This window comes from Falsiroseomonas sp., assembly GCF_051859025.1.
GTDB lineage: Bacteria > Pseudomonadota > Alphaproteobacteria > Acetobacterales > Acetobacteraceae > Falsiroseomonas.
This window is the reverse complement of record NZ_JBHYGL010000010.1, coordinates 4,741-23,853: the sequence shown is the minus strand read 5'-3', so window position 1 is coordinate 23,853 and position 19,113 is coordinate 4,741. Positions and strand designations below refer to the sequence as shown.

Below are 19,113 nucleotides of genomic sequence, written 5' to 3'. Positions count from 1 at the left end.
AGCAAGATCCTCGTCAAGGCGCGCGCCGACGTTGTTATCGATGCGGATATGCTGGCTGGCGGCACGGTTGGTGTCTCGGGCGCTACCTGGACCGGGAGCGGCGCGGATATCGAGATCATCTCCGGTGAACGGATTGATATCGTATCAGTGCTGCAGGCAAGTGGCGACATCAGCATCACCGCCGGTGATGCGGGCGCCGATGATTCGGGTCGAGCGCTTGTCACGGGCATCGCGTCCAGCATCGCGGCAGCGGGGCGTGGCTACGGCGCCACGGGCAGCAATGTCACGCTTGCGGCGGATGGCGCCATCGAGATTGCTGGTCGCGTTGTGTCTGGTGCGACACGCCAGCTGGTGGCGGGCGAAGCCACGACGGTTTGGACCAGCGGCTGGGGGGGCACTTCCTCGATCAGCATTGATGGCGAGGACGTGGTGGTCCTAGGCGGCACGACGACGGTCAATCTCGCTGAAGTCGAAGTCGGCGCGACGCTTGAAGCAGCGGATACCATCACGGTGACGTCCGGCGCAAATAGCGCCGGCATGGGCGTCCACGTCTATGCCGCGACTGTCGCGGTAGCGAACAATGCGGATGGCACGATTGTTATCGGTGCCGGTGGCGACGCCTATATCAGCGGCGTGCTGGTTGCCGGCGGTACGGTCACCAATGAACTCGATTCGTTGGGGGACTATCTCGGTCGTTCCTTCACGTATAGTGACGGCGACTCGTCGATCTCGATCAGCTCTGTCGCCCAGGTACGGCTTGCGCAGTCGCTGACCGCTGGCGCTTCCATTGCCATCACGGGTGGCGTTGATCCGGTCGTCGAGTCAGAGTCCTATACCGGAAACGCGATCCTCCTCGAGGGGTCTGTCCGCCTGCAGACCACGCAGGACAACAGCAGCATCAGCCTCGAATCCCAAGGTGCGATCCGCATCTTCGCACCCGCCGCGACCTATGAGCTGACGGGTACCGGTTGGCCTGTGACGGCGGATGGGCGCCTCACCAGCGATGCTACGCTGCGCATCGCAATTGAACATGGGAACTATACTGCCCAGGCCGATGTCGTCGTTTCTGTCTCGAACACGGCAACCAACACGTCGACAGCCGATCTGGTCGCAGACCTCAACACGGCCCTGCGCACAGCAGCGTGGACCATATCCGCCACGAATGGCCGCCCCACGGATCCCGTGCTCGGGGCCGAGCACCCGTTCGACGACACCCAAAACCTGGAACTCGAGGCCGCGCTGCTCGAGGGGCACATCAAGCTGCGTGGGCCCTACTCCTTCTCCATTCTCTCGGCCAGTACGAATGAGTCGCTGCTTGGCTTTGACGCGCCGACAACGATCGAGGCCGCCGAAGCCTTCGCAATCAACGCGCAAGGCGACAACTCAAGCGTCAGAATCGATTCGACGCTGCTGAGCGCGTCCACTTCCCAAAGCCGCCTCGTGCACATCTCCGGCATGATCGGTGCGGAGGCGAAGATCGAGATCGAGGCAGGCGATGAGGGCTTGCTGCTTGCCGCAGCCGGGGCCCTCGACGTCCGTGCCGGTAGTTTGACAGTCGATGCCGGTGCCCAGGGCGCCATCAGCGGGCGTCTGAGCGCGGCTGGCGCTGGCAACGATGTTACCATCACGGGGACCGGGCAGCTCACGCTGAACGGTGAAGTCGCGGCCAACAACAACATCACGATCGATGTGCAGGGCAGCGGCACTGGTTTGACCATCGCTGCCACCGCGGATCTCCACACGACGTCTGGCGGCACGATCTCCATCGAAGCCGATGGCAACATCGCGCTCAACAGCAGCATTGGCGAGGATAGCACGGGTCTGACGGCCATCACGGTCACGTCCACGGCGGGCGCTGTCACACTCGATACGATGACAGGCCGCATCGTGACCGATGCGACGGTGGCGATCTCGGGCGTCGACGTCACGCTCAACGGTGTTGTCACGACGACGGCAATCGGTGCCGCGAATGCGCCGGCGCTCGCGGTCGAGGCCACCACGGGCGACCTTGGCATCTACGGCACCATTACGGCCAGTTCGGGCACGATGGATGTGTCGGCGGGCGGCATGCTCACCATTGCCAGCGGCATGGTGACGGCGAAGACCATTGAAGCCGATGCCAACGATATCCGGATCGGCACATCCAGCCTTTCGGGCATCGTCCTTGCGACCTCGAGCGTTGACCTCAGCGCTGCAGGCGAGCTCACGGTCGCCGCCGGCGGTGTTGTCCTCTCCTCCGGCAATGCTTCGAGCATCACGCTTGATGCCGGTGCGATGGCGCTCCGCGGTGAGGTGAATGCCGGCGCGACCCTCACTAGCGGGAACGTCGTAACCGCCGGCGCTGACGCGACGTTGACGATCAATGGCAGCCAGCTGACCATTGGTGTGACCGACGCCGGCGCCAATGTGACGCCTGGCGCCGCCATCCGCGCGACGGGGTCGATCACGATCGACCTGTCGGCCGGCAGTGGCGACATCACCATGGGCGACACCAGTGAGATCGCCATCATTCAGGACGCCGGCTCGCTGCCTGGCGCGATTACGATCGAGGGTGGCGGGGACATCACCCTTCGCGGCGCGATCCAGACAGAGGGCAGCCTCGGCAGCCTCACTGTCGACGCGGCCGGCTTGCTGGATGTGGGTGCTGTGATCGACGCCGGCGCTTCGATCACCCTGGGTGGTGGTGCCGATGCCGATGGCGATGGCCTGACCGTCAGGGCGCTGACTCTGGAGACGAACGCTGCTGGCCAGAACATCGACGTGGCCGGCAATGCCGTCGACGCGGATGGCCTGATCGTCGATTCGGCCGGCGAGCTCATCCTCGATGGCAACGGAGCGGTCCAGGAGGGCGGGCTGCTGACGCGGGTGAGCGGCGCATCGCTCAATGTCGGGTCCGCCGGCACGATCGCGCTGGCGGCCACCGGCACTCTCACCATCAATGGCGAGATCGGCCCGATCTATCGCGAGAATGGTGTCGTCAAGGTCCGCCCCGCATCCGTCGATATCGCTGGTGATGCGGCGGTGCTGATCGCGGGCAACGTTTATGCGCGCAGCACGATCACGGTGAGCGGCACAGATGTGACGCTTTCCGCCGATACCAGCCTCCGGGCGCGGGAGTCCGTTGGCACCGTCGCGATCGATGCCTCCGGCGTTGTGACGCTCGCGGCCGATTCCTATCTGGCCGCGCCCGCCGGTATCTCCATCACCGGCAACACGCTGGATCTCGCCGGTGTGGTCGACAGTGGCGCCCGCCTGCTGACCAATTCGGGCGGCAATACCACCGTCACGGGTTCGCTGGACGCCGATGGGGCGATCGATGCCCGCGCTGGCGTCAATCTGTCCTCGTCGGATGCGGTACTTCAGGGAACGCTGACGACGACGGATCTGTCCGGCGGCAACATCGTCATCGAGGAAGGGGGGGCGCTCTCCGCGGCCGGGGCGCTCACGCTGCTCGCGGGTGGTTCGGTCACGGTGGATTCCGGCGTGGTGAACGCCGGGAGTCACACGCGCACGGCCTACAGCCTGACCCCACAGAGCCAGGTTGTTTCCGTCGTGACCGGCACTTCGCTGGTCGCTTCGGGCACTGTCACGCAGGAAAAGACGGTTTGGGAGACAACCGTCGTGACGGAGCAGATCGGCACCGAAAGTGTCAAGATCGGTTCAGAATACTATACGATGAACGTCACCCTGACCCAGACGGGGTACTGGAACGGCAAGATATTCCGCGAGTTCTTCGTCCAGGGCACGGATTACAACAACGTTTCCGGCACCAACACCGTAGCCTGGTCCGCCTACAACCTGGCTGCGCCCGCCGCCAAGGCGACCTTCGGCCAGCTGACCGACGCGCAGCGCTCCGCCGTGCTGGATACGCTTGGCTACAAGCCGCTCTACCAGTTCACCTACAGCAACTACACGCTGCAGCGGACGGTGGATGGCGTCACGACCTCCACCGCCGCTGTTCCGGTCTGGTCGGGTTCCATGCAGAGTACGATCGCATCCCCGCTGCCGGGGTGGGAGGGCATCTATATAAAGCTGCCCGATGGCGCTTCGGACGATCTGTTGCGCGTCATCAGCCAGGGCGAGACGGCCCGCGCGCAGGAAACGGTCGGCCGCTACCAGGACAGCGCCAAGGTCAAGTACCTCCAGGACAGGACCACGCTGGTCGACTACACCACCAACAAGCGCACGGTCCACAATGCGGCCGCCAGCGCCGTGGTCGATGACCAGGACAACAGCCCCGCGCGCTGGACGGTTTCCTACGTCAGTGGCGGCACGCGGACCTATGAGGTCTATGACGGGCGAGAGGGTACCGCCGCGGTCGCCCAGACCGCCACGCCGCTCTGGACCGTCGAAGCGAACAACAGCACGAGCAAGACGGATACCGGGACGGGCCGGAACGTCATTGCGACGCAGACCTACCTTGACACAACCCTGAGCACGACGGGCGCGACCTCCGCCGGCACCACGTACGTCGCCCATGCGGGGCTCGATCCTCATGCGACGAGCGTCGACACCAGCGCCTATGGCGATTGGGTGTATAATTGGGGCAACTGGGACAAGGTCGGCGGTGACCGGGACGAATGGAGTTGGAGTCGCGACTGGTACGAGGGGAACCGCCATTGGCAGAGCATGCGCGAGTCCGACAGGAAGGGTACCGCCGGCTCGTACAACTACTATGTCAAGGAATCAAAGCGCTACCAGGACTGGAACACCTCCGATAGATGGGATTCCGGCTGGGTCGCGGAGACGATGCAGCACTACAACTACAACTGGAAGTCGACCTGGAACACGATCACTGATACGCGCCTGACCATGAACTTCGCCGCGGTGACGAAGCCGACGGATGTCATGGCGGATCGGCCGGTCTACGCGACGTTCGAACGCCAGAACGCGACGGTTCAATCCTACGAGAGCACTGCCTACACGCAGCAGACGACAACGTCCGACCGCACCGTGACGCGCCTTGTGCGCGTGTCGGATGACAGCAGCGTCAATTTCGGCGCCTTCAGCGGTACCGCGATTTCCGGCCAGTCAGTTTCCATCGGTGCCGGGAGCGATGTGAGTGTGTCCGGCGCGGTGACGGCAACCGCGGGGACCCTTGCCATCACGGCGGGCGACGACATTGCGGTCCTCGGGAAACTGCCCGATGGCACGACGGCGGCGGATACCGACGCGGCGATCTCCTCCCTGAGCGCGACGAGCAACATCGCGCTCACGGCCGGGGAAGTGATGACCCTTGGCGCGGCTTCGTCCGTTGCCGCGACCGGAGCGACGGCCGCAGTGACGGTGCTGGCCGGTGGGGCGATTGATCTGGGTGGCAGCGTTGCGACGGGCGGCGGGTACGCGACCTTCCTCGCGGGTCAGGCGTCTGCCGGCGGCGGCTCTGTGACCGGTACGGTCGGGACATCGATCCAGGCCGGCGGCGTCACCATGACGGCGGGTGGTACCTCCGGCGACATTGATACGAATGGCGCGCGCATCGCAGCGGCGGGCACGCTGACCCTGACGGCGGCCGCAGGTTCGGTGACGGCTGAGGGCGATGCCGTATCCGCGGCCGTGCTCTCGGCGACGGCGGCTGGTGACTTGTCGGTCACGATCGACGCCGCCAGCGCTAGCGCCACGGTGACAGGCAGCGGGGATATTGCGCTGAGCGCGCGCGGCGCGATGAGTGTTGTCACGGCGCAAGCGGCAACAGGTGACGTCACTATTGAGACCCAGGACAGCGGAACGGCACTATCCGTTGGCACCATCAAGGGCAGCACTATCACGCTGACGGCTGCAGGGACGCTGAGCCAGCATGCTGGTGGGCTGGTGACCGGTACGGACCTGATTGTACTGGCCGCCGGCGGTATCGACCTGGATACGAAGGTGGCGAGCATCGATCTGATCGCGGCGGCCAGCGGCGGGATCACGGTGAGCAATGCGCGTTCCGCGGGCCTTGTCGTCACGCGTGCGGCGGCGACCGACGGCGACATCACCATCAGCAACACAGGCGGCCTTGCCGTCAAACTGGTCTCGGCCGGCACGGCCAGTACGGACGTCGCGCTGACATCGACGGCGGGTGCCATCACCGTTCTGGGGACGGAGGCAATCACCGTTACCGGTGCCGCCGTCTCACTGACGGCGTCGACCGGCATTACGGGCCTTGGCCTCGCGACGGACGAGATCACGGCCACCACGACGACCGGCAACATCAGCCTGTCGATCGACCCTGTGGCTGGCACAACGTCCGTCACCTTGCACGACGCGACGACTACTGCCGGCAACGTCACGATCAACACAACCGAATCCTTGACGGTGATGAACGCAAGAGCCGGCGGTGCAGCGGGTGAGCTTGTCCTCACGGCGGCCGGCGATCTCCTCGTCGCAGACGGTAACGGGTCTGGCGCAAGCGGCGGCCATTCCCTGACGCTGGATGCGGGTGGCACATTGCTCATCGAGGGAGTGGCGGACGCCGCCAATACGGTCACATTCATCAGCAGCGGCGTGTTCGCTCTGCCGACCGGCGCGGCGTACCAGGCCCTGAACATCGTCATCGAGTCCGACGCCAACGTGGTGATCGACGGGGCCGTGACAATGGGCGGGAATAGCCTGGAGATCCACTCCGGCGGCAACATCACCGTGGCGGCGCCCATCCGGACCGCCAGTGGCCAGGCAGTTTCGGCGCTCGTCCTTTCGACGAGCGGTACGGTCGGCCAGATAGCGCAGTCGCTGGACGCCAATACCGGCGACGCGATCTATGTCGGCACGAGCGGCGCAACGTATTTGAAGGATGCGACCGGCTATTACCAAATCAAGCGTAGCGGCCTCTATATCCATCGCGGTATCGAATTCGATGGCAGTGGTGGGTCCACCACGGGCACTTTCCTGACCAACTCGGCTGAGGCCGTTGGGTCGGACACGGCGGGCATCGCCATTTATTCGGCGGCGGGCGCACTGATCAGCGATAGCACCAGGCTCTCCCGCATTGTCATCGGTGGCTTGCAGCGAGACTACATGACCAGCGCGGCCATTGCGGACAATGCAACAGCCACGACCCATACCGAGTATACCAGCACGGTTACGCTTGATGCGGGCTCGCTTGTTCCTGCATCCGTTGACATCACGGCGCTCGGCCCGGACGGCCAGGTCTATCTGACAGCAGATGGCAGCCTGGATCTGGACAAGGTCGGCATCACGGCGACCGGCGCGGTCTTCATCGACGCAGGCGGTTCGGTCACCAATGCGTTGAATGGTACCAGCAACACCGCTCTCAAGACCTTGTCGGTCGGTTCCTTGACGGTGGCGGCGGGGAACAGCATCGATCTGCGTGCTGCCTTGTCGGGCGCGGCGAGCGACGTCGGACTTAGTCTGTCCTCCGCGGGCAATGTGAAGTTCAGGGATACCTCATCGGCGTCATCGAGGACGGTCACGCTCGACGTCGATATGAAGTCCGGCGTCCTGTACGTATCGACCAGGGGTACGTTGGCGGTGGGTTCCGCCGTTCTGGCCAACGACGTCGCCACAAACAGCGTTACCCTGCAGGGCGTTGCCGGCGTCACTATCGATCTCGTGGACGCCGGCTACAACAATGGCGGCGTGGAGGTCCTGACCTCGGCTTATCTTTACGAGGCGTCGCTGGATGACGTTTCGATTGACGTTCGCTCCTACAGCTTCAACGCGCAGAGCCTTAACGACGACAGCCATCTGAATGGCCTTGAATTCTACAGCAAGACGACGCCCGTGGCGTCCGGCACCGTGGACAAGGTGCTTACAGTGCAGGCGGGCGGAAGCATCGCCGGGAACTATGCCGGCATGCTGGATGTCACCGCGCTGGGCGATCTCACCATCGGTAGCGAACTGAATGCCGGCGTCTCGATCAAGATCGTTGCGAGTGGAACCGTCTTCATCTCCGACAGCCTGTCGGCGTACGACTTGCTCGACATCACAGCGTCCAGCATCGTCTTCACCAGCGGCGGCATTTCAACAAATGGATACAGCAGCACGCTGACCAGTACGGTTGGTGACATTACCATGAGTAGCGGCACGTCGATCGACGTCGGTGCTGCGACACTCACGGTGCATGCAGCGGATGACGCGACGCTATCCGATCTTTCCGGCGGCACGATAACCATCACCAGCGGTGGCGACGTCTCTACCACCTTCGGTTCGATGGTATCGTCGGCGTTCCTGACAATCGATGCCGGCGGCGCGGTGGGATCAGCGGCACAGGCGTTCGTGGTGAATGCGCCGACCATCAGCAGCGTCACCTCTCATGGTGATGCGACGCTCCAGCTGTCAGGGGCGGTCACCATTGGTACGGTGACGACGAATGGCGGGTACCTGGCTGTGAGCGCAGATGATGCGTTGACCTTCAGTTCGACTGTCACTGTGGGACGTGCCGACATCGACGTGGCGGGCGGGTCGCTCGAAATGGGTGCCGGCTCCAGCATCTCCGCGGGTTCGGGGGCCATCATGCTCTCTGCGGCCGGTGACATGACGCTTGCCGAGATCACCGGCGGCGCCGTTACGCTGGAGGCGGTCGGTTCGATTGGCAGTCAGTCGAATTCCGCCGACGTTGTCGCCAGCGCCTCCCTCGCTATCGATGCCGGTGGTGATGTTGGCAGCGTTGCGACGCCACTGAAGGTGTCAACACCGAGTATGACGGCCGCCGTGGTCGTCGGTGACCTGGCGATTTCCTTCACGAACACGATCGCCATGGCCGGGCTGGACGTCGGCGGATCGGTCACGGTGGATGCCACGGCGGGCGTTACGTTGGCGGGCAACAACACCGTCGGCTCCGCGACTATCACCACCAATACGGGCGATGTGGCGATGAGTGCGTCGTCCTCGCTCAGTGCGGGTAACGGTGCAATCAACATTGATGCCAACGGGTCCGCTACCCTCCACGGCGTGACTGGCGGAGCGGTTGATGTGACGGCGCGGAGCGGGGGTATCCTGAATGTGGGATCGGGCCTTGCGATTAGCGCGACGAGCCTGACACTGGATGCCGGTACGGCGGTGGGAGCCGCCGGCAATGCGCTTCGAATTTCGGCGGCGACGGTCACGGCGGTCGATGCCGATGGTGCCGTACGGCTTGATGTGGCGGGGGCGACGACGATTGGCCGCCTCACCGCGGGTGGTGTCATTGATGTGGACGGCACGGGCACGGTGTCCACGGCTGGTGCTCTGAGTGGTTCTGGCGTCTCGATCACCAGCAGCGGCGGCGCTGTCTTGATGGGGCAGAACTCCACCATCGAAGCGGGTAACGACGACGTCACCCTTGACGCCAGTGGCGACGTGACCGTTGCGTATGTCACGGGCGACGATGTCGTCCTGAACAGCGCAGGCGGATCGCTGCTGAGCAGCAAGTCGGGGGTGAATGTCGAAGCGACTACCGTGAACGGCGTCATCGGCGGTGCGGTGGGCGCGGGCGCCCAAGCGCCTATCGTTCTCGCGGTCGACACGATCGGCTCGCTCACGGCGGGCGGGTTGCTGGCCGTGGAGGCGACGACAGCGATCTCCATCGGCACCATGTCGGGCATCGGCGCCGTGAGCGTACAGGGCGATGAAGCGGTGACCCTGACCGGGAGCATCTCGGGTGAGGGCGTGAGCATCAAGACGACGGGGCTGGGCAGCGCCGGCGACTTCCGCATGGCCAGCACCGCGACGCTCGATGCGGGAGACAGCCAGGTGGAGATCGCCGTCACCGGCGACGCCGTGATTGCGCAACTGTCGACCACCGCGGACGCCACAGTGCATGTCGAGGGTGACATCAGCGCGGTGGGTGGCAACTCGCTCATCTCAGCAAGCGTGCTTTACATGACGGCGGGTGGAAGCCTTGGTTCCTCTGCGAAGGCGGTGGCGATCGCGGCGCCGGTCATCGCCGAGTTCGAGGCAGGGTCGGACATCAACGCCACCTTCAGCGGCGCGACAACGCTCGAAGGGGGCGATGCGGGGGGTAGCATCGATATCAGCGCCGATGCGGCACTGGCGATCACCGACATGGTGCAGTCGACCGATGCGCAGAACATCTCGGCCGGTAGCATCGCCTTCGTTGTCGGCGCCACGGCTGGCAGCCTTCAACTGAACGGGGCGGCGGACGTCAATGTCACGGCGACCGCGGGCGACGTGACGATGGATGACGGGGCAACCCTGATCTCGACATCCGGCAACATCGGGCTTGACGCCTCTGGCAGCGTCGTCCTCTCCGACGTGCAGGGTGGGGCGGTCACTATTCAGGCGGCGTCGGGCAGCATCGGTACGGCGAGCGGCCAGTTGGATGCCGTTGTCATGGCAACGAGCGTGACGCTGGATGCGGGCACGACGATTGGTATGACTGGCACGCCGCTATTGCTTGAGGTCACGACGGTGACCAGCATCACCGCCGGCGGCGATGCGGTCATCCGGACGACGCGAGAGAGTGTCGTTGGCGCCATCACGATGGCGAATGGCGACCTCGCCCTGTCATCGACGCACGGTCTGACACTCACGGCCGATTCCGCCGTGGCCAGTGCGTTGGTTGAGGCCGAAGCCGGTGACATCGTCATGGGCGCGGGCGTGACGCTCGATGCGGCATCGGGCGCGATCACCTTCGTTGCGACGGGCGACATCACGCTCGGCGACGTGGTCGGGGGCGTCGTCGACCTCACCGCGGGCGGTGAGATCCAGGGGGACCCAACCGTCGCGGTGCCGGACGTCAAGGCCACGGTGTCGCTGACGATTGACGCGGGCGGCGACGTTGGCATGACGTCCGCACCGCTGCGAATTGAAACGCCACTCCTTCTTGCCGCGGATGTCGGTGGCGCGATGTACGTGACGACGGCCGGCACGGTAGCGGTGACGACACTGACTGTCGCGGATGACCTTGTGATGGCGGGCAGCGGAGCCATCACCTTTACCGGTACGACGACCGCGGCCTCGATCGATGTCTCCACGACCGCCGGGAACATCACGGTCTCGCCGACCGCGACGATGAGCGCGGGTAGCGGCGCTGTCAGCATCGACGCGGCAGCCAGCGTGTCGCTCCACGGCGTGACTGGCGGAGCGGTTGATGTGACGGCGCGGAGCGGGGGTATCCTGAATGTGGGATCGGGCCTTGCGATTAGCGCGACGAGCCTGACACTGGATGCCGGTACGGCGGTGGGAGCCGCCGGCAATGCGCTTCGAATTTCGGCGGCGACGGTCACGGCGGTCGATGCCGATGGTGCCGTACGGCTTGATGTGGCGGGGGCGACGACGATTGGCCGCCTCACCGCGGGTGGTGTCATTGATGTGGACGGCACGGGCACGGTGTCCACGGCTGGTGCTCTGAGTGGTTCTGGCGTCTCGATCACCAGCAGCGGCGGCGCTGTCTTGATGGGGCAGAACTCCACCATCGAAGCGGGTAACGACGACGTCACCCTTGACGCCAGTGGCGACGTGACCGTTGCGTATGTCACGGGCGACGATGTCGTCCTGAACAGCGCAGGCGGATCGCTGCTGAGCAGCAAGTCGGGGGTGAATGTCGAAGCGACTACCGTGAACGGCGTCATCGGCGGTGCGGTGGGCGCGGGCGCCCAAGCGCCTATCGTTCTCGCGGTCGACACGATCGGCTCGCTCACGGCGGGCGGGTTGCTGGCCGTGGAGGCGACGACAGCGATCTCCATCGGCACCATGTCGGGCATCGGCGCCGTGAGCGTACAGGGCGATGAAGCGGTGACCCTGACCGGGAGCATCTCGGGTGAGGGCGTGAGCATCAAGACGACGGGGCTGGGCAGCGCCGGCGACTTCCGCATGGCCAGCACCGCGACGCTCGATGCGGGAGACAGCCAGGTGGAGATCGCCGTCACCGGCGACGCCGTGATTGCGCAACTGTCGACCACCGCGGACGCCACAGTGCATGTCGAGGGTGACATCAGCGCGGTGGGTGGCAACTCGCTCATCTCAGCAAGCGTGCTTTACATGACGGCGGGTGGAAGCCTTGGTTCCTCTGCGAAGGCGGTGGCGATCGCGGCGCCGGTCATCGCCGAGTTCGAGGCAGGGTCGGACATCAACGCCACCTTCAGCGGCGCGACAACGCTCGAAGGGGGCGATGCGGGGGGTAGCATCGATATCAGCGCCGATGCGGCACTGGCGATCACCGACATGGTGCAGTCGACCGATGCGCAGAACATCTCGGCCGGTAGCATCGCCTTCGTTGTCGGCGCCACGGCTGGCAGCCTTCAACTGAACGGGGCGGCGGACGTCAATGTCACGGCGACCGCGGGCGACGTGACGATGGATGACGGGGCAACCCTGATCTCGACATCCGGCAACATCGGGCTTGACGCCTCTGGCAGCGTCGTCCTCTCCGACGTGCAGGGTGGGGCGGTCACTATTCAGGCGGCGTCGGGCAGCATCGGTACGGCGAGCGGCCAGTTGGATGCCGTTGTCATGGCAACGAGCGTGACGCTGGATGCGGGCACGACGATTGGTATGACTGGCACGCCGCTATTGCTTGAGGTCACGACGGTGACCAGCATCACCGCCGGCGGCGATGCGGTCATCCGGACGACGCGAGAGAGTGTCGTTGGCGCCATCACGATGGCGAATGGCGACCTCGCCCTGTCATCGACGCACGGTCTGACACTCACGGCCGATTCCGCCGTGGCCAGTGCGTTGGTTGAGGCCGAAGCCGGTGACATCGTCATGGGCGCGGGCGTGACGCTCGATGCGGCATCGGGCGCGATCACCTTCGTTGCGACGGGCGACATCACGCTCGGCGACGTGGTCGGGGGCGTCGTCGACCTCACCGCGGGCGGTGAGATCCAGGGGGACCCAACCGTCGCGGTGCCGGACGTCAAGGCCACGGTGTCGCTGACGATTGACGCGGGCGGCGACGTTGGCATGACGTCCGCACCGCTGCGAATTGAAACGCCACTCCTTCTTGCCGCGGATGTCGGTGGCGCGATGTACGTGACGACGGCCGGCACGGTAGCGGTGACGACACTGACTGTCGCGGATGACCTTGTGATGGCGGGCAGCGGAGCCATCACCTTTACCGGTACGACGACCGCGGCCTCGATCGATGTCTCCACGACCGCCGGGAACATCACGGTCTCGCCGACCGCGACGATGAGCGCGGGTAGCGGCGCTGTCAGCATCGACGCGGCAGCCAGCGTGTCGCTACACGGCGTGACTGGCGGAGCGGTCGATGTGACGGCCAACGCCGGATCGATCAGTAACAGCGGACCAGGTTTGGCGGTAAAGGCGGATTCACTCGATCTCCATGCCGGCATCGATATCGGTAGTTCCGCCACGCCGTTCGCCGTCATGGCGACGACCATTGCCCGTAGCAGGGCGACTGCCGGTTCTACCTATATCGACGTGACGGGTGCGACGAGCATCGGCAGCGTGACTGCCGGCGGGCTGGTCGAGCTTGACATCACGGGGGCTGCCACAATCACGGGGACAGTTTCCGCCGGTGCGGGGGGCGTTCTCGACTCGATTACACTGGTCACGACTGGCGGTGCGATGACAATGACGTCCGCCGCGGTCATCAGCACTGATGGCGATGTTGAACTGACGACGATCGGTGGCGGCTTGACTGTCGCAAGTGTGACTGGCGATGACATCACCCTGAACATTGGCGGCGCCGTCTTGTCGGCGCTGTCTGCCGGCTACACTAACCTCACCGGCGCAACGCTGGATGGTGTCGCTTCGGGCTCCATCGGTAGTTCTACCCTCACGCCCATCACCATTGCTGTCGCGCGGATCGGGTCTCTGACAGCCGGCGGCTCAATCTACCTGCTGTCCGAGAGCGCGCTCTCCATCGGCACGATCGGCGCTGATGAAGCCCTCGATCTGGTCGCCTTGAAAGCAGTTCAGTTGGAGACCGTCATGGCCGCCGAGGGTGTCACCCTCGAGACGCAGGGCAGCGGCGCGACGGGACGCTTCACAATGGGGGCTGGCGCACTCCTTGATGCAGGAACGGGTTCTGTGTCGATCACCACAGCGGAGGACGCGCGACTGTCCCTGGTGAAGGGCGAGGGCATCAGCATCAGCGCGGTAGGCAGCGTGCTGGAAGTCGACTCGCTTGCCCTCATTACGGCGAACACGGCGCTGGTGATCGTGTCGTCGACCGGCAGCATCGGTGCTCCATCCAGCCTGCTTTCCGTGACTACGCCGCTGATCTCGAATGTTTCCGCCATTGCGGGGTCGATTCACCTCGACGTGGCAGGCGCAACGACGCTGACAACGATGCAGTCGGCGGGAGTAGCGAAGCTAGAATCAGACACGAGCCTCAGCGTCACGGGCAGCGTGTTTGCATCTCAGGTCTATCTCGCGGCGTTCGGGGGCGTGCTGACACTGCAGGACGGGTCGGTCGTCGAGGGCACTACGTCAGTCACGCTCATTGGCAACGGAGACGTCGGCGTATCGGCCGTCTTGGCGCCGGCAGTCTCGATCTGGAGCCAAACGGGGGACGTCACAGACACGACTGCAGCCGAATTCGCGAACGTGACATCGAGCGGCACGTTGACACTCAACGCCGGCGGTAGGGCCGGCGCACCGGGTGTGGCCGACCTCGACCTGGATGTGCGCAATCTCGCCGGTTGCACGGCGGGCGGTGCTGCTTACCTCGAGACGTTCGGGGCGGTGAACATCGTCGACCTGAGTGTGGGAGGCAATCTGGTTGCAACGGCGCATGGCAGCCTGACTGTCACCCAGTCTATCGATGCCGGTTCGGTCGATCTGACTGTGCTTTCGACGGGAAATAGCGCCGGGTCGTTCCTCATGGGGACCGGGTCCAGACTGACCAGCGCGGGAACCGTCAGCATTTCGGCGATGGCGGATATCTACCTCACGTCGTTGGGCGGGACGGAGGTAACGCTCACGGCAGACGGGAATATCGTCGACAATAAGGCGGGTTCTCTCATCAACCTGGACGGCACCATTCTGACCCTCGATGCGAAGGGCAGCATCGGTGTGTCAAGTGAAAGCTCCGGCCTGGTGGTCGATGCGGACGTTCTCAAGTCGGCAACTGCCAACGGATACATCGCCATCACTGCGGCCGGGTCGCTGCAGGTCGACTACGCACGTGCAGGTCTGTCATTGGTGGTTGACGCAGGACAGGCTTTGACGTTGACCGACACGGCGCGCGGTACGCACGCCACGCTCCGTACCAGGTCCGGGGACCTAACAATGAACTCCGGCAGTCTGTTGGACGCCGGCATGGGCACTGCGACAGCGTCGGCCTACGGGAACCTGCTGGTGTCTCAGATCATGGGCAACACGGCAGTGCTGAATTCCGACACGGGCTCGATCAGCGATAATCAGGCCGGGTCCTCGCGCAATGTCAGAGCCAATATGGTCATCCTATCGGCGCCGCAGGGTGGTATCGGCGGGACGGCAGCGACGCCGCTGTACATCGACTCGGCGAGCATCTCGTCGGCCACCGCGGGGGCAGGAAACGTCGCCTTGATCCTCCTGGATCCCACTGTAAGGGGTTCGTCGAATTCCATCAGCATCGGGACTGTGACGGCCACAGGCGCTGCCTCGATAGCCTCGAGTATGTCCCTGTCGATCCTCAACGCGATTCAGGCCGCAAGCGTCGATGTTGCGGTAGATCTCGGGTCTATTGCGATGGCGTCGACGGCCATCGTGAGTGCCGGCGGTTCGGGCGCGGCCCGGCTTACGGCCGCCGGGCAGATGACGTTGGCGAGAGTCACGGGTGGTGCGGTTACGTTGATCAGCACCGCTGGTTCGATTGTCGATGGAACAGCAGCGGAGGCAAACAACGTCACGGCAGCATCCCTGGATCTCACCGCTGGCGGTGATGCCGGCCAGGTCGGTCTTGCCGACCTGAATGTTGCCGTAACCGGCACGATATCGGGCAGGGTCGCGGGTGGGACGTGGCTGACTTCGTCTGGAGGTGTGTCTCTTGGCGCGCTTGCATCGGGCAGGTCCGCGACATTCAAGTCTGGTGGGGGCGTGGGCGTGTCGGGCGTCGTCTCCGGGACGGGGCTGGCGCTGACAGCCGCCGGCGCGCTCACCATGTCCGGCGATGCCGCGCTCAATGCCGGGTCCGGCATTGTCAACGTTACTGCCAACGGCGACGTGAGTGTTACTAGGGTCACGGGTGGTGCCGTCTCCCTGCAGTCGTCGACGGGTTCGATTATCGATGTGAGTTCGGATGAGGCAACTAATGTAGCGGCCGCGACGCTTTCCCTGATCGCGGGGAAGGGGAGCATTGGTGCTGCTCTCGATGGCCTCGATGTCGGCGTCACTGGCGCGGTATGGGCGGTGGCCGGAGGCGTCCTGACTCTATCGAATACCGGTGCCTTGACCCTGGGCGCTGTATCGGCGGGCGGTGCGCTGAGTGCCTCGTCAACGGGGTCGATCTCGCTGCTCGGACTGGTCAAGGCTGCATCTGCTGACCTGGCGAGTTCCGCAGGGGGTCTCAGCATGGCAAGCGCAGGCAGCGTGGCGGTGGCCGGCATCGCCCGTTTGTCAGCGAGTGGTAGTGTTTCCCTCAATCGAGTGACCGGCACTGCAGTCTACCTGACCAGTTCCGCGGGTTCGATTCAGGACATAAGCAGCGACGAGAATGCGAATGTCATCGCATCGACGCTTGATCTGCGGGCGGCGCTTGACGCCGGCACGGTCGGCGCGGGCAACCTCAATACGGTGATTTCCGGTGCGATAACCGGGAGTGCACGTGGCCTATCGCTGAGCAATGTTGGCGCGACCACCCTGGGCACGTGGAGCACCAGCGGTGCGCTTACGCTTGCATCAACTGGGACGCTTCAGCTGGTCGGGACGGTTAGTGCGGCAGGCGTGAACATGGTGGCCGGGACCACCCTGACCATGGCGGATGGTTCTGCCATTGAAGGCGGTTCGACCGCGATTACCCTCGCCGCCGCGGGGACCGTCACACTGAGCAAGGTTGCCGGTGGGACGGTGGGAATCACGTCCAGCACCGGTTCTATTCTTGACGGCACGGCGGCGGAGGCCGCCAACGTGACCGCGAACACACTGGTGATGACGGCTAGCGGCGATATCGGCACTAGCTCGTCCGCTCTCGACGTGGACGCCACGACCTTGGTGTCTGCCCGCGCAGGGCGGTTCCTCTCGCTCCAGGGGACCGGAGCGCTCACGTTCGGCACGATGACGGCGGGTAGCGCCATGTCCTTGAGGGCTGTTGGCGAGATGACGCTTACGGGTGAGGTCAAGGCGACATCGCTCTCTATCACCTCGGGCGCCGCGGTCATGATGCAGGGAACGTCGAGCATCATCGCTAATGGGTCTGTGTCGATCTACGCGAATGGCACAACGACGCTGACTCGCTTGCGTGGCGGCGACGTGAACTTGACGAGCGTCACAGGCGCAATTCTTGACGCGACTGGCACGATGACCGCGAACGTTACCGCCACGGCCCTGAGGATTCAGGCTGGGCTCGACATTGGAGCGGCCGGCACCGGTGGCCTGGATGTCGCAGTATCTGGTGCGATCAGCGGTTCGGGCCGGAATGTGTGGTTGGCCAATACAGGGGCAACGATCGTGAACGGGCTCAGCGCGACGGGCGCTATGACCTTGTCGGCGACGGGAGGTCTCTCGTTGCTCGGCGCAACCTACGCGACGGGCCTTACGATTTCCTCGGGGTCCGCGCTCACGATGGGCGCATCAGCCACTGTCGATGGTGGTTCTGCTACCGTTAACATGACGTCGGTAGGCAACTTGACGTTGACGTCGATTGCCGGAGGTGCGGTCGCTTTGGCCAGTACAACCGGCTCCATCATCGACGGCAGCGTGGCAGAGGGTGCGAACATCACGGCATCGAGTTTGTCTCTCAGGGCAGCGGTTGCCGCCGGTGTGTCCGGAGCGGGCGACCTTGATGTCGCTGTCAGTGGATTGGTTTCTGGCTCTGCCAATTCGGTTCATCTGCAGGCAGCCGGAAGTCTGACGCTCGGTACGCTGGCGGGTGCCAGTGCGCTCTCGGCGGTGGCCGGCACCTCAATCACGGTCAATGGGGCGCTTTCCGGTGTGGTATCCCTTGCCGCAGGCACGACGCTGTGGATGGCTGATGCCGCGACAATCCTGGGCGGTACGACGGCCGTCACGCTGAACGCCGGCGGTGACATGACCCTCAGTCGGGTGGTCGGCGGTGCGGTGCGACTGCAGAGCTCTGGCGGATTCATTCTTGATGGAAGCGCTGTCGACACGGCGAACATCACCGCGGGCGCACTGACGCTCCTCGCGTCGGGTGGGTTGGGCACCAGCAGCGATAGGCTCGACCTTGCGATTACCGGTGCCCTTTCCGCCACTGTGGGCGGGAGTGCCTGGCTGAACAGCATCGGTACGGTAAACGTTGGAACGGTGCAGGCCATCGGTTCCTTCGACATGTCTGCGACGGGCGCGATGACACTCAGCGGTGTCACATCGGCGGCGAAGGTTTCCATGGCGGCAGGTGGGGCGCTGACGATGGCGGCTGGCAGCGGTATCGTTGCTACTGGTGATGTCAGCCTGCGTGGGGTCTCGAATGTCACGTTGACGCGGGTCAGCGGTTCGGGGGTCACTCTAGCCAGTACGACTGGATCGATCCTCGACGGTAGTATCGATGAAGTCGCAAACGTGACCGCGGCGTCCCTGGTTCTGAGTGCCAAGCTCGATGCGGGTATCGGCGGCGCCGGCGATCTCGATACAGCGGTCTCCGGTGCTATTTCGGGTTCCGCAAGGGCACTGTCGTTGGCCAACACCGGCGCGACCATCATCAACGCATTTGCGACGGACAGTACACTGACTGTCTCGTCCACCGGTTCGCTGCGGCTGACTGGCAGCAACACAGCAGTGGGCGCTGTTTCGTTGATCGCGGGGAGTGATATGGTGATGTCGGCGGCGACACTGAATGCCGGTAAGGCGGCGGTGTCGATTTCCGCGCAGACCAACATAACGCTCGGCCGGATCGCCGGCGGTGCAGTCTCCGTGACCAGTCGTGCGGGGGCGATTCTCGATGGCACGACTGACGAAATGGCGAACATCTCGGCGTCGTCGCTTTACCTCTCGTCTGCGCTCGGGCTCGGTAATTCCGGGGCCGATGACATCGACGTGTCCTATACCGGGCTTCTGACGAAGATCACCGCGGCGGGGAAGCCGTCCTTTGTGACGCGGATTTAG

1 protein-coding gene (only partly in view) is annotated in these 19,113 nt (G+C 64.5%); it reads left to right on the top strand.

The genetic code is table 11. The annotated features are described in order from the left end of the window. Positions 1 to 19,113, top strand: the 3' portion of a protein-coding gene (locus ACTIE5_RS11115; protein ID WP_439549765.1) for a hypothetical protein. Its footprint begins 12,078 nt before the window's first position; only the last 19,113 of its 31,191 coding nucleotides appear in the window; its start codon lies beyond the left edge, outside the window; the stop codon is at positions 19,111 to 19,113.